Raw genomic sequence first — 17,867 nt, 5'->3', positions numbered from 1 at the left:
AAAAAATAAAAGAGTGCTAATTATAAAAACTTATTTAAGAAATGAATAATAAAAAAGCTCAAAAGAGCTTTATAAATTTTTTTGATTAATAATCGCAATCCGTCATTTTCCGTTAATATCTTTTAAAAAATTAACTTTATCACCATAACGTTTTTTTAAATAATCATATGAATTAAAATCGATTTCAAAAACTAAATAGCCATTATCTAATAAATAATCCTTAGCTTGGTTGCAAATAAGTTCATAAAATAACGTGCCTTTATTTTTTGCATATAGTGCTTTGCTTGGCTCATATTTTAGTGACTTTGCAAACTTATCTTCTTTATTTAAATAAGGGGGATTAGAAATGATTAAATTATATTTATCTTTTACTTTTGAAAACAAATTAGACTTGAATACATTTACTTTCAAATCATTCAATTTAGCATTGAATTTAGTTTGCTTGATGGCTTGATTGCTAATATCAATTAACGATACATCGCATCCGATATTTTTAGCAATTGCTAAACCAATAAACCCAGAACCGCAACCAATGTCTAATACTTTGCTTTTTTTATTAATCAACGGATAAGCTGCCAAAATTACTTCTTCTGTTTCATAGCGCGGGATTAAAACTTTGTATCTAATGTCCAATTTTACATCTTGCATTTCTTGCCAGCCGATAATTTTTTGAACCGGAACATCTTTTTTTAATAATTTAAGTTCCTTTTTAGATACAAAAAGAGGTAACCCGTAACGCATCTTTTCGCGTAGTAATACCTCTTTTTCAATCATTATGCACCAGCCGCTTGAATTTTTTTGGCTTTTTCGTCAGCTACTAAAGCTTCAATTATTTTATTTAAATCGCCTTCCATAACGACTTTTAAAGAAGTAGAGAAACCGATTCTGTGATCGGTTACCCTATCTTGAGGATAATTATATGTACGAATTTTTTCGCTTCGATCACCGGTTCCTGCTAATTTACGTAATCCACTTTCTTCTTCTTCACGTTTGCTTAATTCAATTTCATATAAACGAGATTTAAGCACTTTCATAGCGGTTTCACGGTTTTGAATTTGGCTACGTTCATCTTGTGATGTTACGACAATTCCTGAAGGTTTGTGAGTGATTCTAACAGCAGAGTCGGTTGTGTTAACTGATTGACCACCAGCGCCTGAAGATCTGAATACATCAACTTCAATATCTTCTGGTCTGACTTCAATTTTAATATCGTCATCAACTTCTGGCAATACAGTTACAGTGGCAGTTGAAGTATGCACGCGTCCTTGGGTTTCGGTTTGAGGAACTCTTTGTACACGGTGTACACCACGTTCAAATTTTAATTGAGAGAAAACTTTTTCGCCTTTAACGCTAAACACAATTTGACTAAATCCACCGGCCGAACCATAAGTTGAATCGATAACTTTAATTTTGAAGCCCTTGCTTTCACAATATTTTTGATACATTTTAAATAAATCACCAGAAAAAATATTTGCTTCATCTCCTCCGGCTGCGCCACGAATTTCCATGATAACATCACGTTTATCGTTTTCATCTTGTGGTAATAATAGTTCTTTAATTTTTTCTTCTAGTTCTTCCATTTTTGTAACTTGATTATCAATATCGTTTTTAGCTAACTCAATTAACTCTTCATCTTTTTCATTTGCCAAAATATCTTTTGACATTAAATATAAATCTTCAATATCTTGATATTTTTTGAAGGTTACATAAATTTCTTCAATGTTGGCACGTTCTTTGTTTATTTGAGTATATTTTTTGATGTCGCTATAAACTTCAGGTAGATTCAATTTTTCGCTTAATTCTTCGTATTGCTTTTTAATTGAAAGCAATGATTCATACATATTCTTTTCCATAGTAAAATTATTATAACAAAATAATAAAAAATAAAAAAACAAAATAGCATAGCTATCTTGTTTGCAAAAATTATTTTCTTTTTCTATTGAAGCGAACAACACTTGAAATTAATAATGTCAAAGCTAAAAAAGCAATTACATAAACAATTGAACCCCAAATAGGCATGTTACCTTCGCCAACAAAATATATATTATGGAAACTTGCGAATTCATTGCTGCTAAATGTTGCGTTGTTAAATGTGATGTATTTAAGCGCCTGCGTAATTTGTGCTCCTGGCAATAATGATGATGCTTGAGCAATTCCTTTAGGTAATCTGTCAATAGGAACAAAAGCGCCGATGAAGAAACCAGATACTGATGATAAAGCGCCAACTAATGCTGAAAAGGCTGAAGAACTTTTTACATAACTGAATACAAAAGCAAAGAATGCGGAGTTCATAATAGCTGATAAAATCACAACACCCAATATTGCAAATGTTCTAGGCGCATCTAGTAATGGTTCTAAATCTCAACCAGATCAACCATAGCTAATTTCGACTTTTTGGAATCCTTTGGTTGCGGCTACATACATAAGCATTAAAATAAAAATCAATGTGCTGATTGCAATGTTAATTAAGATGTTAACAATCAAATAACTCATTCTAATGCTTGAAGAACGTACAGGAGTTATCGATAAATCGTTTAATACTTTTCTTTCGTTATCACTAACAATTAATACTGATAAAGAAATTGCGTTTGTTAATGTGGTCATTGATAAAACACCAACCATCAATGAACCAGCTCCAATTTGATTTTGAATTTCTTCTGGAGCGCCTGTTGTACCAGCAGTAAACAAGTATTTTGCGAACAAAATAAAAATCAATACTGTTACTAATGGTGAAAAGAACATTGTAAATACTCTTCTTTTATCTTTAAAAAATAGTTTAATGTTTCTTTTGACTAAATAATTAAGTTCGTACATTATTTTTGAGCCTCCTTAATGTCTTCGGTTACATTTAAGAAAACCTCGTCCATTGTTCCTTTGATTAATTCAAAATCTTTAAGTATTTCTTCGTTTTCGAACACAAATTTTTTAGCATCTTCATAAGTGTAGAATTTAACAATGTATTTATTCACATCGTATACAAAATTTAGTTGTTTGTCACTCAATCATTGGCTGAATTTAGCATCTTTAGCTGAGTTTATATTTACTCTAGCTGAAGCAAATTTATTTTTTAATTCGGCCGGAGTTCCTTCAGCAATTTTTTGACCTTTATTTAAAATAATTGCATAGTTACAATTATTTGCTTCTTCCATGTAATGTGTTGTCAAAACAATAGTTAATTTGTGATCTTTTTGAATTTTATCTAATGTATCTCAAACTAATTTTCTTGATTGAGGGTCTAAACCAGTTGTCGGTTCATCTAAGAATAAAATTTCAGGTCTGTGAACTAATGCTCTAGCAATGTCAACTCTTCTTCTTTGACCTCCACTCAAACTGCCGTAGCTTTGGTTTACAATTTCTTCTAATTTAAATTCTCTAACAACATCATCAACTAGTTGTTTAGTTGTTTTGTCTTTTATATAATGATGATACATGGCTGCTCTTGACATTAAATTTTCTTTAACACTTAGCAAATCATCTAATATTGATTGTTGGAAAACAATTCCAATTTTGTTTCTAATATTTTGTGAATTTTTATCGTCACTTAAACCGTCGATGATAACTGTTCCACTATCTTTTGTTAGTAAACCTAATATAATGTTTAAGGTTGTTGTTTTACCAGCTCCATTTAAACCTAGAAAACCGTATAATTCACCTTTTTTAACTTTAAAACTCAGGTCGTTTAAAGCTTTTTTGCGTTTAAAAGTTTTGGTTAAATGGTTGACTTCAACAATATATTCATTTTCCATAACTTCTCCTTGTATTTTAATAATAAAATAATTTTACAACAAATTAAAATTTAAAATCAATAAGAACGATTTTGACACAATTTAAAATCAGCATCATAAAATTATCTTAAATTTTAATATTTTAGATTTAGTGAAAATAAATAAGTAACAACGTTTAAAATCAAAAAAACTAAAAAAATCATGTAATTTAATATTTTTTATATATAATAATAAGAGCAATTGCCGTCATAGCTCAGGGGCAGAGCACTTCCATGGTAAGGAAGGGGTCGTTGGTTCAATTCCAATTGACGGCACCATTTCAAGCAATTGACCAAAGCGCCTTGGCGCTTTTTTTATTATTGTTTATAACTTCAAAAAAGTAAAATAAAAAGTGGTATTAACCACTTTTTAAAGTCACATTTAAGTGAAATGGCACGGGTAGCAAGACTCGAACTCACAACACACGGGGTTGAAGCCCGTTGTTCTACCATTGAACTATACCCGTATTGCTTTATTATTTTACATTATAATTATTATTTTTTTACAAAAAAATTATAGTCAAGCAATTTTATGTGTATTAAATTTAAAAATAACCCCGAAGGATTATTTTTCAAGTTTTGATTCTAAAAGATTTACGATATCACCAACAGTTTTTAATTTCATTAATTCTTCGTCAGTGATTGATATATTATATTTATCTTCCATATCAGTAATTAAAACAACAAGGTCTAGACTATCAATGTTTAAGTCTTTGATATTAGATTCTAAATTGAATTTTGTTTTAGTTAAACATTTTAGTAATTTAAAAATAATTTCTTGCGCGTTCATACTGGAAATTATAACTTATTTGTTGAAATTTGGTATGTAACAGCGCTTTTTTCTTGATTATTTTTTCATTTAAAAGTTATTAATACATTTTGATCGTCGACTATTTTATAACTATAATTTACTGTTCCATCGACGGCAAGCGTTCTATTTAAAACATCTTTGATAATATATGCTATCATAGGTTCGTCAATTCAGGCTTGACCGTTTTTGAAATTAAGTTGATCATAATAATCTTTGCTAGTTATTTCAGGGAACACTTTATTTCACGGAATTTCTCTTAATTCAATCGGTTGCTCTGGAGTTGAATTATTTATATTACTCGTTTCACTATTTTCTAAATTGTCATTATTTTTATTATTATTCGCTTTATTTTTATTCAAATTATTGTCATTATTATTAACTATATTATTATCTTCATTTTTATTTAAATCTGTTTTGTTTTTTGAAGTCAAAATGAATACAGTTGCCATTGCGCCAACACTCAACACTGCTGCTGCACTCATTGAAATTCCTAAAACTATTTTCTTCTTTCTTTTCACTTACACACTTCCTCAATAATTTATTTCATCAATGGTTTTTGCATTATCCATAATACTTCTGATATTTTGAACTTTGATTTTATTATATTGGCCATTAATGTAACCATTAATTTTTTTTGTTTTTAATTTAATTAAACCGTCAATACTATTAAAAAAAGGTCTTTCAATGTATTGATTATTCACGACCGAAAAATTTTTAATTTTTTCTCCGAAGTTTAGCAATATTTCACTAAAGAAATTACCACTGAAATTTAATGGAATTAATAATCCACGTTTTGCCTGCATATTGTTAGGTGAAACAATAGTTTTTTGTAATGTTTTATCTCAAAAACTATATGAGTCAACTAAAATTGATTTTTGATTATCTCAAGGATTATAAATAACATCATAATCTCCTTGTATACCAGTGTTGCTAATTTTTAGTTTTATACTCAAATTAGAGATATCGCTTTGTTCTATAAAATGAGTTGATTGCCCGTCACTACTGATTTTTAAGATTTCAAAATCAAACAACTTTTTATTATGCAACCCCTGTTCTAAAACTGCTGGTTTGAATTGAAAGCTTAGATATTCTCTATTTTCAAAATGACGCATGAGTTTGTGGTCATTAAAATCAGGAAAACTTTCAATAATTATTTTAGTAATTAAATTAATGTTGATTGGTTCGCCATTAGTTTTCAACGTAGTGTTATTTTTAATTTTATTAATAAAATATGTAAGTCTTTCAACCTGATATCAAGTTTTGTTTACTTGATAAAATATTTCAAAATTTATATTTTCAATATCTTCAAAATTAATTGAGTTGCTATCTTTGTTTAATTCGTTAATTAATGAAAATACATGATGGTTTGTTTCTGGGTTAATTGAATGATTGAACTCAATAGGTTTGTTATTTATTAAAGCTCTAATTTTTATATCTTGTATTTGTCGATTGAAATTAGCATAAGACAATTCTAAAATATATTTATTATTTTTAATCAATCTACGTAGTTGCAATTTAGCATATTGATTGATGTTACTTCAATTTAGTAAATACTGATACCGCTCAGCTTTAACATAATAATTTTCTACTCAAAAGTCACGCTTAATTTCGCTTGCATTAGCTGTTATAAGCATTTAAAAACCTCAAAAATAAATTGACAATAAAGTGCAATTTTTTATAGTAAGCATTTTTCGATCAATGGTCTAAATATCAATCTGGATCATTGTTTTTTGCAATGAAATTCTGGGTGAAAATCAATTTATCTTCGTCATTTAATGAAGCTAAAAAAACATCTAAAGCTCCGCATGATAAATGATTATTTTTCATTTTTTTAGCGTTTATACTGACTTTTTCATACAAACAAAATTTATAAATGAATTCTTTTTTTTGTTGTAAACATAACTTTTGTATTTTTTTATATGCATCGTCATTCATAACATTTCTCTCTTTCCATTTTTATTACACAATAAAGTTTTAAAAAAAATAAAAATTTGGAACTTTAAAAAATATATATTTATAATATAAATATAAAAAAATGAAAGTCTTAGATCATGGAAGAAAAAATTAAATTACAAAAACTAATAAGCCAAAGCGGATATTGCTCAAGACACGAAGCTGAAAAATGAATCGCGGATGGAAGGGTGTTTGTAAATGGCGAACAAGCCCACATTGGCTTACGTGTCTGTGAAAATGATAATATTAAAATTAATGGTAAAGATTTAATTAACAAACAAAATAAACACATATATATATTATTGAATAAACCTATGAACACCATCTGTACATTAAAAGATCCACAAAATCGTAAAACAATTTATGAATACATGCATTTAGAAGAATACGCATATTCAATTGGTAGATTGGATTTCAATACTACTGGTGTGATTATTATTACTAATGATGGGGATTTGGCAAATAAATTAGCTCACCCTTCATCTGAAGTTGAGCGTGAATATATTGTGCAACTGGAAAAACCTTTAAGCGAAAAAGACCTTAGTTATTTAAATTCAAATTTCGTTAAATTAAATGGTAAATACTCGCGCCAAAAAGTTAGCGAAATCGGTGAAAATAAATATTCAGTTATTTTAAAAGAAGGACGTAACCACCACGTTAAAAATCTATTTTTATTAGTTAATAATTACGTCAAAAAATTACATCGAAAATCATATGGGCCAATTACTGATAAAAACCTAAAAGTCGGGGCATATCGTAATTTAAGTCCGCATGAAATTAAGGTTTTAAAACAAATCGCAGCAAAATAAAATCGCCTCATCGGCGATTTTTTTATTTATTATTTTCAATAATTTTTGATATTTTATTTTTTAAAGATGTTTTGTCAATACCTAATAATTTGGCCACATCTTTTGAATTTCCGCCGGTTACATATGAATCGACACCTAGATTGTATTTAGCGAATTTGCTTCATCCAAATGTTGTTAATGACTCATATGAAATAGCGCGATTGTAATCAAAATCAAGTTTATTTAAATTTTTAATATTTGATGCTGAAATTAAAGAAATATTTAATTCGTTAGCAATATCATATAGATCTTCTATGTCTCTTCCGGTTGATATCAAAGTTCATGGCGATGCATTTTCTAATAAATAATATGCGCCTTCTTTAATTGGGTGTTTTGAAGTCTCGTTAAATCTTTTTACTATATCTTCTGAGATTGAAATCACAACTGGACCTTCAGCGTTATTAAAATAGTATTCGAACGCGCCTCTTAGTTCATTATCATCACAAGGGCGAAGGATTTCTAAATTAGGAATTGATCTTAATTGGGCAAGTTGTTCAATTGCCTGCATACTTGGTCCCTTATCATATGCTAAAACTGAATCATGAGTTAAAACATATAACACTTTGTTTTTCATTATTGCTGACATTCTTATTGCTGGCAACATATAATTTGAAAATGTCAAAGCACAAAATACAATTGGTCGAATGTTCGAATGTGATGCTAATCCATTTGTAATACTTGCCATTGCAAACTCGCGTAAGCCTAATAATAAAGCTCTTCCATTGCGGTTATTTGATGCGAAAACACCATTTGCAGATTTGATTTTATTGAATGAAGATATGTTTGTGCTTGCTAATAAAATATTGTTATATTTATCGGCTAAATTGTTGATTAATACGATTGCATTTTCGTATAAATTATCATGTTCAGAAATACCGATGTCATTGATATTTTCTTTGACTTCGTCATTTAAAAAGTTCAATAATTCATCAGAAGCTGTTCAACGCGAAGCTTTTTCATGCAATTCTTGCATTCTTTGCTTATAGGCTGTTTCAACTTGGCTATAAATTTCAAAAAAATCAGTTTTTTGGAATGATGTTTTGTCTTTTAATTCTTCAATTTCGGCTTCTTCTAAATATTTGCCATTTAAAGATCCAATATCTTCCTTGATAATATTTTCTCCGAATGCGGTTTTGATTTCGATAATTGTTGGTAAATTTGAATGTTTGGCATGTTTAATTGCTTTTGAAATCGAACGCGCCGATGCATCTTTAATAGTTACGAAATTGAAATTCAACGCAGTATATTTTGCTTTTAAATCGACTGAATATTTACTTTTTAAAAATGCGCTATTATCTGAACCGTTTGAATCAAATAAAATAATAAGTTTGTTCAAACGATTTTCGGCGGCATAAGCCAATGCTTCTTGAGCTACGCCTTCCTGTAAATCGGCTCACGAGCATAAAACATATGTATAATGAGATGCTTCAGGGAATTTATTTTCTAAATAAGCTTCCGAGATTGCAAGGCCGACTCCCATTGCAATACCTTGACCTAAAGGAGCAGTAGTTAAATCAATTCCTAATGTATTTGATTTTACAGCACTTCCTTTACAGTCACTATCTATTTGGGCGAACTTTTCCAATTGTTCTCTTGATAATAAACCGCAAAAACGTAGCATTGCATAATATAAAGCAGATGCTTGACTTGCACTTAATACAAACCTATCGCGAGCTACTCAATTAGGGTTTTTAATATCGAAATGATAGTTATAAAAGAACAATGCGTGAAAAATTTTAGCAGCACTTATTGTAATTGATGAGTGGCCACTTTGTGCTTTAGAAATTGCGGCCAAAGCATTTATCTTTAAATTGTCAACAGCAAGTTGATCAATTTTTTTACTATTTTTCATTAAAAGTACCTTCAAAAACTAAATTAATATTGTTTGGTTTTGTGTTGATTAGAGAGAAAACTTTTTGTTCAATTAAAAAAATTAATTTTTTAGTTTCGAACGCAAAGTTCTTGATATTGTTAACTTGATATTTCATGCTAATATCAATGTTTGATTTTGAATTATTGGTTGTGATAATTAAATCATCAACTAATCTAATTCCCGGATTAAGTTCAAAGAATTGCATTATTGATTCTTTGATTGCGATTAATTCCACCCTGTAAGTGAAATTCATTTTGGTATTGACAATAACACTATCCATTATTATGCTCTTCCGACGTATTTGCCAGTTTCGGTTGATACTAAAACTTCTTCGCCTTCTTTAATGAATAAAGGTGTTTCAATTACAAAACCTGTTTCTAAAGTAACTTTCTTTTGTGCAGCTTGGGCTGTATTACCTTTAACTGCATCTGGTGCTTCAATAACTTTTAAAGCAACGTTAGATGGTAATTCGATATCTAAAACTTCGCTTTCAAATTTACGAACGATAACTTTTTGCCCTTCTTTTAAAAAGTTTAATTCTCAAGTTAAGTGTTCAACTGGAATTTCAATTTGTTCGAATGTTTGTTGGTCCATTAAAACAACATTGTCACCAGCATTGTATAGATAATCCATACCTACTTTGTCGATCATTGCTTTTTCGACTTTATCTCCACCGGTGAATGATTTGATGGTAGTTGAACCGGTTCTTAAATCTTTTACTTTTGCTTTTACGTTAGCTTGTCCACGGCCTTGTTTTGAGTGTTGTGCTTCTAAAACAACATAAATATTTCCTTCTAATTGGAAAGTTACGCCTGGTTTTAAATCGTTTACGTTAATCATTTTTTTCTCCTTGTTTATTTATTTGACATAAAATGCATTTAATAATTATAGATACATTTATTTAATAATAAATAAAAAAACAATTTTTTAGCTAAAAAGCGTCTTAATTTAATAAAAGGTCTAAAATTGTATGTATGGTTAATCAAGAAAATTTTAAAAAAGCAACACTAACAAAAAAAGAACATAAATTATACGAAATCTTAATAAAAAAAATAAAGCAATGATTGCAACAAAAAGTAGCTTCGGCGCATTCTAATGGAGTGACGTTAGGAATCTCGGGCGGCATTGATAGCGCAACATTGGCTGTATTGGCAAACGATTTATTTAAGGAAAATGCTCACTTTTATTATTTCAAAACTAAGGTTGATGAATATACTGAAAATCATGTTAAATTATTAGAAAAAAGATTGGGACGTAATATTGAAATTGTTGACTTAAGCCAAGTTTATTTATCGTTAGAGTCAACTTTAAATTTAAAAAATAGAATGTCACAATCTAATACTAAATCTCGTTTATTTATGACTTCAGCCTATGCTCTGAGTCAAGAACGTAATACTTTAGTATTAGGTACTGATAATTTAGACGAATTTTATTTGGGCTACTTTACTAAATATGGTGATGGTGGATGCGATCTTTTACCATTTGCTAATGTAAAAAAATCTGATGTATATGCAATGGCGAGATTACTGAATGTGCCGCAAGAAATTATTGATAAAAAACCAAGTGCCAATTTATATGAAGAACAATACGATGAAGATGAATTAGGCTTCACTTATGCTGAGTTTGAATCATGATTGATTGATAAATCTTCAGTATCAGAAGAAATCAGAAATAAAATCATTGCAATTCATAAAAAAACCGACCACAAGCGTAAGGCAATTCCTAGAGGTCCAAAATTAAAATAAAAAAACAACAAGCATTATAAACTTGTTGTTTTTTTATCATTTATTTCATAGGTTTTTCACTCTAATTCAGTTGAATCATCTTCTGAAAAGTCATATTTAGTATAGTCAATTCTTAATTTAACTAAACCATCTGTGTGACCAAAAAATGGTTTTATAATGTTTTTTGAAATTTCAATTCTGTTCGTTTTATGAGTATAAATTTGATTGATATCAATAATTGCGGCTATCGAACCCTTGAAAAATAAAGGGACATAAAAACCTGGTTGACCATCGCTGTTTTTGATAAATTCTTTAGTGCTTTTATCATATTTAAAAATATCATTAATGTAATAATCGTATTGAAACGAATAATTATTAATTTTTTTTAGGTTGCTTGTAATTAAAAAATTTCTAAAGTTAAAATTATTCAAAAAATTCAACGAATTAATTAGGGGTTTTGATAATTGATCTGAGTAAGATTCAATACTTTTGTTTGGATTGTTGGTAACTATTTGGGTTCGCGAAGTTGCAATATGATGTCACGGACTGCCTTGTATAATTTCGTTTATTTTAATATTGCTATTATGAGCTTCTCAATAATAAGATGCAGGTGATTTTTCTAAATTTTCTGAAAAAGTTAAATTACTTATTTTGAAATGCATAGCTTTTAGAACTGAAGATTTTCAGTTGTAATTAAAGCCATTTTGTTCTTTGTTTACATTTTTGGTTTCAACTGTACGATTTAAGTTTAAAGTAAATCCCAAGTAGTATTTTATATAGTTACGCATTCGGGTATATGACACTATTTCTATTTTATTTAAATCAGAAAAATTAATTAATGTGCCACCCTCATATTGCGTTATATAGTAAGTGTAATATTTACCATCATCTGACATAACAGATAAATCAACTTTCTTGCCATTTATTTCAATTGATTTTCTATTTTGTGATTGATATAAAATAATCGGAATTTTAAGTTCTACACTAGCCTTATCAGTAGTAAAGTCGCGTAAAATCTTAATGTAAATTGGATTATTATCCAATGCTTCGTGATTTACTATTTTTTCTTGTTGTGAATTTCCTCAAAAGCCTTCTTTTTTTGGTTCCCGATATGTTAACGCTTTTAATTTGGGTTTTAACAATTCAGTGTAACTATATTCATTTTGTACTACAGTTGCTGGTTGAGAATTTACATAATCCATTTATTATCTATTTCTTTTCAATAAATAAGTATGAAATCATGAAATTGATAAAAATATAGTTTTAAAGTTTTGGATAATCGCTTTAATGGTAGCGTTAAGATTTTCGTCTTTTACAAACTCTTTCATTCCATCCTTTCAATTCATTGTCTATTTCTAGACACTTTAAGTACATCACAAATATGGATAATGTTCATAAAATTGAAACTTTGCAAAAAAGTTATTTAAATAATTAAATAAACAAAATTTAAATTAGCATATTAATCACTGGAATGCTTTTAAGAGGAGCTTAACTTTACGATAAAATGTAGATTTTGACACAAAGAATTGTGATGGGTCAATATTAAAACCCTTGTCTGTTTTAAAAATAGCGACATAAATTTCGCGGTATTCTTCTGTTAATGAACGTTCGAATAAATTGAATAAATTAGTATAAATTTCTTTGTAAATTGACTTTAAAAACATTAATTTTTCTTTATTTACTAGACACTTTAATTCATTGATATCGATTTCTTCGGCGTTTTTGGTTTGTTGTAAATATTCATGGTATTTAACGGTTGCACCGTAAATTTGATGCATTCTTATCATGCTCCTCCTTTCTTTAATATATAACATAAAAAAATCAAGTTTTTAGAATATTTTTTTGTCCAAAAGCGTTTATATATTGAAGTGTTTCAATATATAAGAAAAAAACGGCAAAACATAAAAAAAGCCTCATTTTAAGGCTTTTTTCTGTATATCGATATTTTTTGTTAATTTTATAGGTATTTTTCAGGGTGTTCTTTTTTCATTTTTTCAATGAAATTTTCTTTATCCATTTTGCCGTATTTTTCCATTAGTTCAACGCATTCGTTGTATTCAGCTTCTGCTCATTCAACGTTTTCAAAACCAGTAACTTTGGTAACATCTTTTCCTTTGAATTCTTTATATGTTGAAAAGAAGTTTCTTACAGATACTAATCACATTTGGTCAATGTCATCCAAAGTTTTGATTTGGTCTAAACGATAATCATCAGCATGAACAGCAATTAATTTGGTATCAGTTTCGCCTGAATCGATCATTTTCATAGCTCCGATAACTCTTGCTTCTAATGAAGTTCCTGGCATGAATGTTTCAGGTGAATAAACTAAAACGTCTAGTTCATCGCCATCTCAGTCTAAAGCTTCGGCAACATAACCATAGTTGGCTGGATATTTAAAATCACCTCTTAAGATTCTGTCAACTTTAATTTTTCCGCTTTTACGGTCATATTCATATTTGATTTTTGAATCTTTACTAATTTCAATGTTTACTTCTATTTTTTTCATATTAGTATTTTAACATTATAAAGAAAATTAGAATTGCTAAATTTTCACTATTTTTTCTTAGCAATTTCACTTAATCAAAAAATTCAATTTTTAGCATATTAGACTTAAAGCATAAGGAGAGAAAATGAAAATTTATTTATTCGGTAAAATTGTACATGTTACAAATAGTTATTTAATTTTAGACCACAACGGAGAGGGTGAACTGATTTATGTTCCGAATGCGAGTCGGTTTATAAAAGATGAAGTCAAAAAGATTTTTATATCAAATGTTATTAATGAATATAATAAAACAACTTACGGATTTGATTGTTTTAAAGAATTAGTTATTTTTGAAGATTTGATTGCATTGCAAGGAATTGGACCCAAAACTGCAATTTCAATTTTAAATTATGGATGAGAAAATATTTTAAGTTTTATTGCAGAAGGAAATAAAGAAAAGCTAAGCGAAATTCCATTTGTTTCAGCCAAATTGGCAAATAATATTATTTTTGCATATCGCGATAAATATCATAAATTTTTAACGAAAATGGATAGTGAGGATTTAACAAAAATTAAAAATCAAAATAATTTATCAAAATACCAATCACAATTTGAAGAAACTATGAAAATGTTAGGTTTTAAAACTCAGCAAATTAAACTTGCCATGAACCAAATTGACATTAATGAAAATATTGAAAAATGTGTCGAAAATGCAATTAAATTAATTGGTCAAATGCAAAATGAGACAAGAGTTTAGAGTCGAACAATTTGAAGATTTTATTGGTCAACACAAAATTACTTCAACATTAAAAGTAATGATATCATCTGCAAAACATCAATCACGACCTATTGATCATATATTATTTTATGGACCACCCGGTTTAGGAAAAACTTCTTTGGCCAAGATTATTGCCAAACAATCTGATAAAAATATTATTTATGTTCAAGGACCGATGATTGAAAAAAAGAGTGATATATTGACCATTTTTTCTTCTATTCAAGACAATACAATTATTTTTATCGATGAAATTCATGGTATTAATAAAAATGTTGAAGAGCTATTATATTCAGCAATGGAGGACAATGTAATTGATGTTGTTTTAGGAGTTGATGGTGATAAAAAAATTATGCGAATGAAATTAAAAAATTTTTCTTTGATAGGCGCTACTACTAAGTTTAATTTACTTTCGAAACCATTGAAAGATCGTTTTGGATACATTGGTAAATTAATCAATTACACTGACGAGGAAATTGCGGAAATTATTAAAAAATCTGCGGCTCGTAATGATATTGAAATTGACGAAGAAGCAATATATAATATTGCTACTCATTCAAGGCAAACACCAAGAATTGCTAATAATTTATTAAAGCGTGTCAACGATTTTGCAATACATTCAAATCAAAAAATGATTGATAAAAACATTGTAAAAAGATCATTTGAATATTTAGATATTTATCCATACGGCCTTTATTATCCTCAAGTGGAATATTTAAAAACTTTGCACACAGTTTTCAATAAAAAATTTGCTTCGTTAGATGCAATAAGCTCGATAATTAAAGACGATAAGGGGTCAATTTTAAACGAAATTGAGCCATTACTTTTAATTTATAAACTGATTGAAAAATCACCAAGAGGAAGGCGTATAACACAAGCCGGAATAGATTATCTTGTATCTAGTAAATTAATTTAAAAATTAAATAAGATTATAGTATATAATTCTTAACTATGAAAAAAGCAAAGTTTTTTAGCAATAAATTTAGATGATTCATAAACATTTTTCTAATAATCGCAATGATTTTAATCGTTGTTTTTGGAGGTGTATTTTATTTAAAACCAAAACTTAAAAACCAAACTAACTCTAATGTGGTAACAACAAATGTTGGTTTAAAAATTAAAAAAACACCAGATGTTTATGGAAGAACTAACCAAAACATATCTTCAAATGAACTATTAAGTTTGACGAAAAATTATATTCAAAACAAAGATGGTATTTTAACCTCTTCATATGACATCAATTTAGCTTCAGACGAGTTTTTGACAGTTTCAAGTTATCAAGATAAAACTGAAGCAGAAAAAAAAGCTTTAGTGTCATCATTGGTTGAAAAACCATATTTAACTATTACTGACGAATTCGGTAATCCTTTATTTTACAAAGGTCAATATATTTCAAGATTCAGACATTCTCCTGCATTGGATAAGAATCTAAAAACTTTTGAAACTGAAGGTCCGCAAGATTACTATATTTCTTTAGATAAAAACCCTGCTTTAAGTAAAAACAAGCAAGGTGCGAGCCATCGTGTCGAAGTAAAATTAACCGACGAAGGATGGAACAGTTTCATTTTAATGCAAAGTGAATACAACTTTCGTTACAACATGGCAATGAATGGCGGACAAGATCCTCATTTATCGCCTTCGACAAAAGTTTATTTCTGATTAAACTTAGACAAATTTATCAAAATAGCAAAAGAAAATTTCCCTGAACAATGAAAAGCAGCTAAGGAAAACCCTGTTAACTTTGCATACGTTAACAATAGCGTAAATCCTGAAGAAATTAAAGATAAAGATGGGAAAGTTATTTCAAGAAAAGAACCTGTTTTAAAATTTAATGAAATCAACGCTAGAAAATACTTAATAAGTGTTGCATTTCCTGGTTCTTTACTATCGCCCTTAAAATCAGAATCTTCATTTTACATTTTCAATAACAACGAGCATGGTCCAACTGATAAAGAAGTTGCATCTGCAATCAACTATTCATATGCACCTTTCCAATTAAGTAATGACTATAGTTATTTTGTAACAACAAATGTAAAAGCTAGAAATAAATATTTAATTGTTATAGCGGCGTTATTTGCTATGTTTGCTGTTTTCTTAATTATAAAATACAGATTATTTGGTTTGGTTTCGGCATTAACATTAGCATTGTTCACATTTGTATTCATGGCAATTGTTACTGCATTTAATATTTATATCAACCCAATTGTTGCATTTGTATTAATTATTGCTTGCTTCTTTGCATTTGATTTAATGCATAATCAACTTGATATATTCAAAAAAGAAACGCTTGATGGTGCTAATGCTAATAAGTCCATAAATAAGGCGACAAAAAATGGTTTAATTTCAGGATTAGACGTCTCATTTGGAATGCTTGTTATAGCAATATTGGGAATTTATATTAATGTTTCTTATTTAAACACTTTATCAATAATTATGTTTATTTCCATTTTCGTTTCATTAATAATTGCGATGCTTATAAACACATGATTACTACGAAGCCTTGTTAAAACAGAAGCGTTTGATAAAACCTCAAAAGCATTAGTTTGAAATAATACTCATTTAAATAAATTAAGTTTAAAAATGAATTTAATTTCAAAATCTAAATTTTTCACGATTGGTTTTGCTTTATTTATTGTTTTGGGCTTGATTGTTTTTGGAATTTTTGCAGGTATTAATAAGTCTGCCCTTGCTGGATTAAATCTAAGCCCACAACTAACTAAGAGCACATTCTATTATTTAACTCCCGAAACGACCGTTGCATTCAATGGCTGAACATTGGATAATGCAAATTCAGTTGCTGCTGAAATTACTAAAAATATTTCAAATGCCAAAGTTGAAGTTGTTTTAAATAACGCTTCAAATAATACATATGGCATTGTTGTTACGAGTTCTTCAAATATTTCAGATTTTATTAATGGTGATTTAAATACATTTGCGAAAAACCTTGTTTCAAATGAATCAACTCAATTAGTTGTTTCATCTGAACAGTTGAATGTAGTAAATTCTGAGAGAAATATTGGTCTAGTTGTCGCTATATTAGCTGCATCTATGGGGTTTGTTTCAATTTATATCTTAATAAGATTTTCACTAATTACTATGTTTGTGACTCTTTTAAAAGAGATTTTTGCAATTATAATGGTTATTGTCTTCATGATGATTTTTCACACAGAATTCAATAACGGTATTTTTGGCGGTTTGGTATTATTAACAATGTTCAACATAATTGATAGTTTAATTAATGCTAACCGTGTTAAAGAAGAATTTAAGAAAGATTTGAATACGAAAAATTACATTTACCCAGACGATAGGGTAAAAGAAATATTTATATTACACATAAGAGAAATTTTTGCAAGACAAATGTTTAACTTTATATATGCAATAATTGCTATGATCTTATGTGCAACGTTAATGAAAACTTTAAATACAACCTTGATTTTAACATTTGGATTCGGAGTAATTTCAATCGTTTTAGTTAATTTATTCTTAATGCCAAATATTTGAATGAGATTGTACATGATTTCATTCCACAGAAAACAAAAAAGAATTGAAAACGGATATTGAAATACCGAGAAAATTCAAGAACAAACTTTCATAGGTATTAATGATTTTTCAATGTAATAAATCTAATAAAGGAA

20 protein-coding genes and 2 tRNA genes are annotated in these 17,867 nt (G+C 28.5%); 6 read left to right on the top strand and 16 right to left on the bottom strand.

All coding sequences use genetic code 4. From position 1 onward, the window contains the following. Nucleotides 1-69: 69 nt before the first annotated feature. The 4 genes from FJR74_RS01535 to FJR74_RS07625 all read right to left on the bottom strand — a co-directional run bounded on the left by FJR74_RS01535 (nt 70) and on the right by FJR74_RS07625 (nt 3,746). A complete protein-coding gene (locus tag FJR74_RS01535; protein WP_140914792.1) occupies nt 70-774 on the bottom strand; it encodes a peptide chain release factor N(5)-glutamine methyltransferase in 705 nt (234 codons plus the stop codon). Further along, on the bottom strand, nt 774-1,853 hold the full coding sequence (gene prfA, locus FJR74_RS01530; protein ID WP_140914791.1) for a peptide chain release factor 1: 1,080 nt from the start codon (nt 1,851-1,853) through the stop codon (nt 774-776). The genes FJR74_RS01535 and prfA overlap by 1 nt, the downstream gene beginning before the upstream one ends. Before the next feature lie 70 nt (nt 1,854-1,923). After that, nucleotides 1,924-2,814 carry an ABC transporter permease gene (locus tag FJR74_RS07630; RefSeq protein ID WP_140914790.1) on the bottom strand — a complete coding sequence of 297 codons (891 nt, stop codon included), beginning with the start codon at nt 2,812-2,814 and terminating at the stop codon, nt 1,924-1,926. Then, nucleotides 2,814-3,746, bottom strand: coding sequence for an ABC transporter ATP-binding protein (locus tag FJR74_RS07625; protein ID WP_140914789.1), 933 nt, complete (start codon nt 3,744-3,746; stop codon nt 2,814-2,816). The genes FJR74_RS07630 and FJR74_RS07625 overlap by 1 nt, the downstream gene beginning before the upstream one ends. 221 nt (nt 3,747-3,967) lie before the next feature. Here FJR74_RS07625 and FJR74_RS01515 point away from each other — a divergent pair. Continuing rightward, nucleotides 3,968-4,042: transfer RNA gene (locus FJR74_RS01515), tRNA-Thr, on the top strand. Nucleotides 4,043-4,155: 113 nt separating this feature from the next. Here FJR74_RS01515 and FJR74_RS07620 read toward each other — a convergent pair. From FJR74_RS07620 to FJR74_RS01490, 5 genes are all read right to left on the bottom strand, one after another. After that, nucleotides 4,156-4,230, bottom strand: a tRNA-Trp gene (locus FJR74_RS07620). Between the two features lie 98 nt (nt 4,231-4,328). Beyond that, complete coding sequence (locus FJR74_RS01505) at nt 4,329-4,553, bottom strand: phosphopantetheine-binding protein (RefSeq protein WP_140914788.1); 225 nt, start codon at nt 4,551-4,553, stop codon at nt 4,329-4,331. 8 nt (nt 4,554-4,561) lie between these two features. Continuing rightward, the gene (locus tag FJR74_RS07615) at nt 4,562-5,092 is read right to left on the bottom strand and encodes an MHO_1590 family protein (protein ID WP_306766865.1); all 531 of its coding nucleotides are present in this window, start codon (nt 5,090-5,092) and stop codon (nt 4,562-4,564) included. After that, the gene (locus tag FJR74_RS07610) at nt 5,093-6,208 is read right to left on the bottom strand and encodes an MHO_1580 family protein (protein WP_140914787.1); all 1,116 of its coding nucleotides are present in this window, start codon (nt 6,206-6,208) and stop codon (nt 5,093-5,095) included. Further along, a complete protein-coding gene (locus FJR74_RS01490) occupies nt 6,192-6,509 on the bottom strand; it encodes an MG284/MPN403 family protein (RefSeq protein WP_140914786.1) in 318 nt (105 codons plus the stop codon). The genes FJR74_RS07610 and FJR74_RS01490 overlap by 17 nt, the downstream gene beginning before the upstream one ends. Before the next feature lie 116 nt (nt 6,510-6,625). On the opposite strand from FJR74_RS01490, the gene FJR74_RS01485 reads away from it, so the two are divergent. After that, on the top strand, nt 6,626-7,336 hold the full coding sequence (locus tag FJR74_RS01485) for a pseudouridine synthase (RefSeq protein ID WP_140914785.1): 711 nt from the start codon (nt 6,626-6,628) through the stop codon (nt 7,334-7,336). A gap of 22 nt (nt 7,337-7,358) precedes the next feature. Here FJR74_RS01485 and FJR74_RS07605 read toward each other — a convergent pair whose 3' ends face one another. From FJR74_RS07605 to efp, 3 genes are read right to left on the bottom strand one after another with little or no spacing between them, the layout of a single operon-like run. Then, a complete protein-coding gene (locus FJR74_RS07605; RefSeq protein ID WP_140914784.1) occupies nt 7,359-9,227 on the bottom strand; it encodes a thiamine pyrophosphate-binding protein in 1,869 nt (622 codons plus the stop codon). Beyond that, on the bottom strand, nt 9,217-9,528 hold the full coding sequence (locus FJR74_RS01475) for an MMB_0454 family protein (RefSeq protein ID WP_140914783.1): 312 nt from the start codon (nt 9,526-9,528) through the stop codon (nt 9,217-9,219). Before FJR74_RS01475 ends, FJR74_RS07605 begins: the two co-directional genes overlap by 11 nt. A gap of 2 nt (nt 9,529-9,530) precedes the next feature. Then, a complete protein-coding gene (gene efp / locus FJR74_RS07600; protein ID WP_140914782.1) occupies nt 9,531-10,088 on the bottom strand; it encodes an elongation factor P in 558 nt (185 codons plus the stop codon). Nucleotides 10,089-10,222: 134 nt separating this feature from the next. Between efp and nadE the strand changes: the two genes are divergently transcribed. Further along, on the top strand, nt 10,223-10,993 hold the full coding sequence (nadE, locus tag FJR74_RS01465; RefSeq protein WP_140914781.1) for an NAD(+) synthase: 771 nt from the start codon (nt 10,223-10,225) through the stop codon (nt 10,991-10,993). 14 nt (nt 10,994-11,007) lie between these two features. On the opposite strand, the gene FJR74_RS07595 is transcribed toward nadE, so the two are convergent. The 4 genes from FJR74_RS07595 to FJR74_RS07585 all read right to left on the bottom strand — a co-directional run bounded on the left by FJR74_RS07595 (nt 11,008) and on the right by FJR74_RS07585 (nt 13,478). Next, on the bottom strand, nt 11,008-12,174 hold the full coding sequence (locus tag FJR74_RS07595; protein WP_140914780.1) for an MHO_1580 family protein: 1,167 nt from the start codon (nt 12,172-12,174) through the stop codon (nt 11,008-11,010). Between the two features lie 3 nt (nt 12,175-12,177). Further along, complete coding sequence (locus FJR74_RS07590; RefSeq protein WP_306766864.1) at nt 12,178-12,300, bottom strand: hypothetical protein; 123 nt, start codon at nt 12,298-12,300, stop codon at nt 12,178-12,180. A 123-nt stretch (nt 12,301-12,423) separates the two neighbouring features. Next, complete coding sequence (locus FJR74_RS01455) at nt 12,424-12,759, bottom strand: hypothetical protein (RefSeq protein WP_140914779.1); 336 nt, start codon at nt 12,757-12,759, stop codon at nt 12,424-12,426. Nucleotides 12,760-12,929: 170 nt separating this feature from the next. Beyond that, nucleotides 12,930-13,478, bottom strand: coding sequence for an inorganic diphosphatase (locus FJR74_RS07585; protein WP_140914778.1), 549 nt, complete (start codon nt 13,476-13,478; stop codon nt 12,930-12,932). A gap of 124 nt (nt 13,479-13,602) precedes the next feature. On the opposite strand from FJR74_RS07585, the gene ruvA reads away from it, so the two are divergent. From ruvA to secDF, 3 genes are read left to right on the top strand one after another with little or no spacing between them, the layout of a single operon-like run. Continuing rightward, nucleotides 13,603-14,214 (top strand): Holliday junction branch migration protein RuvA, encoded by a 612-nt coding sequence (gene ruvA / locus FJR74_RS07580; RefSeq protein WP_140914777.1) that lies wholly within the window; start codon nt 13,603-13,605, stop codon nt 14,212-14,214. After that, the gene (gene ruvB / locus FJR74_RS01440) at nt 14,198-15,148 is read left to right on the top strand and encodes a Holliday junction branch migration DNA helicase RuvB (RefSeq protein ID WP_140914776.1); all 951 of its coding nucleotides are present in this window, start codon (nt 14,198-14,200) and stop codon (nt 15,146-15,148) included. The genes ruvA and ruvB overlap by 17 nt, the downstream gene beginning before the upstream one ends. Before the next feature lie 35 nt (nt 15,149-15,183). Continuing rightward, entirely contained in the window at nt 15,184-17,850 is a 2,667-nt protein-coding gene (gene secDF / locus FJR74_RS07575) for a protein translocase subunit SecDF (protein ID WP_140914775.1), read from the top strand. Nucleotides 17,851-17,867: the final 17 nt, after the last annotated feature.

Origin of the sequence: Metamycoplasma neophronis (genome assembly GCF_006491995.1) — a bacterium.
GTDB lineage: Bacteria > Bacillota_I > Bacilli_A > Mycoplasmatales > Metamycoplasmataceae > Metamycoplasma > Metamycoplasma neophronis.
This window is presented reverse-complemented; position numbering and strand designations above follow the sequence as displayed.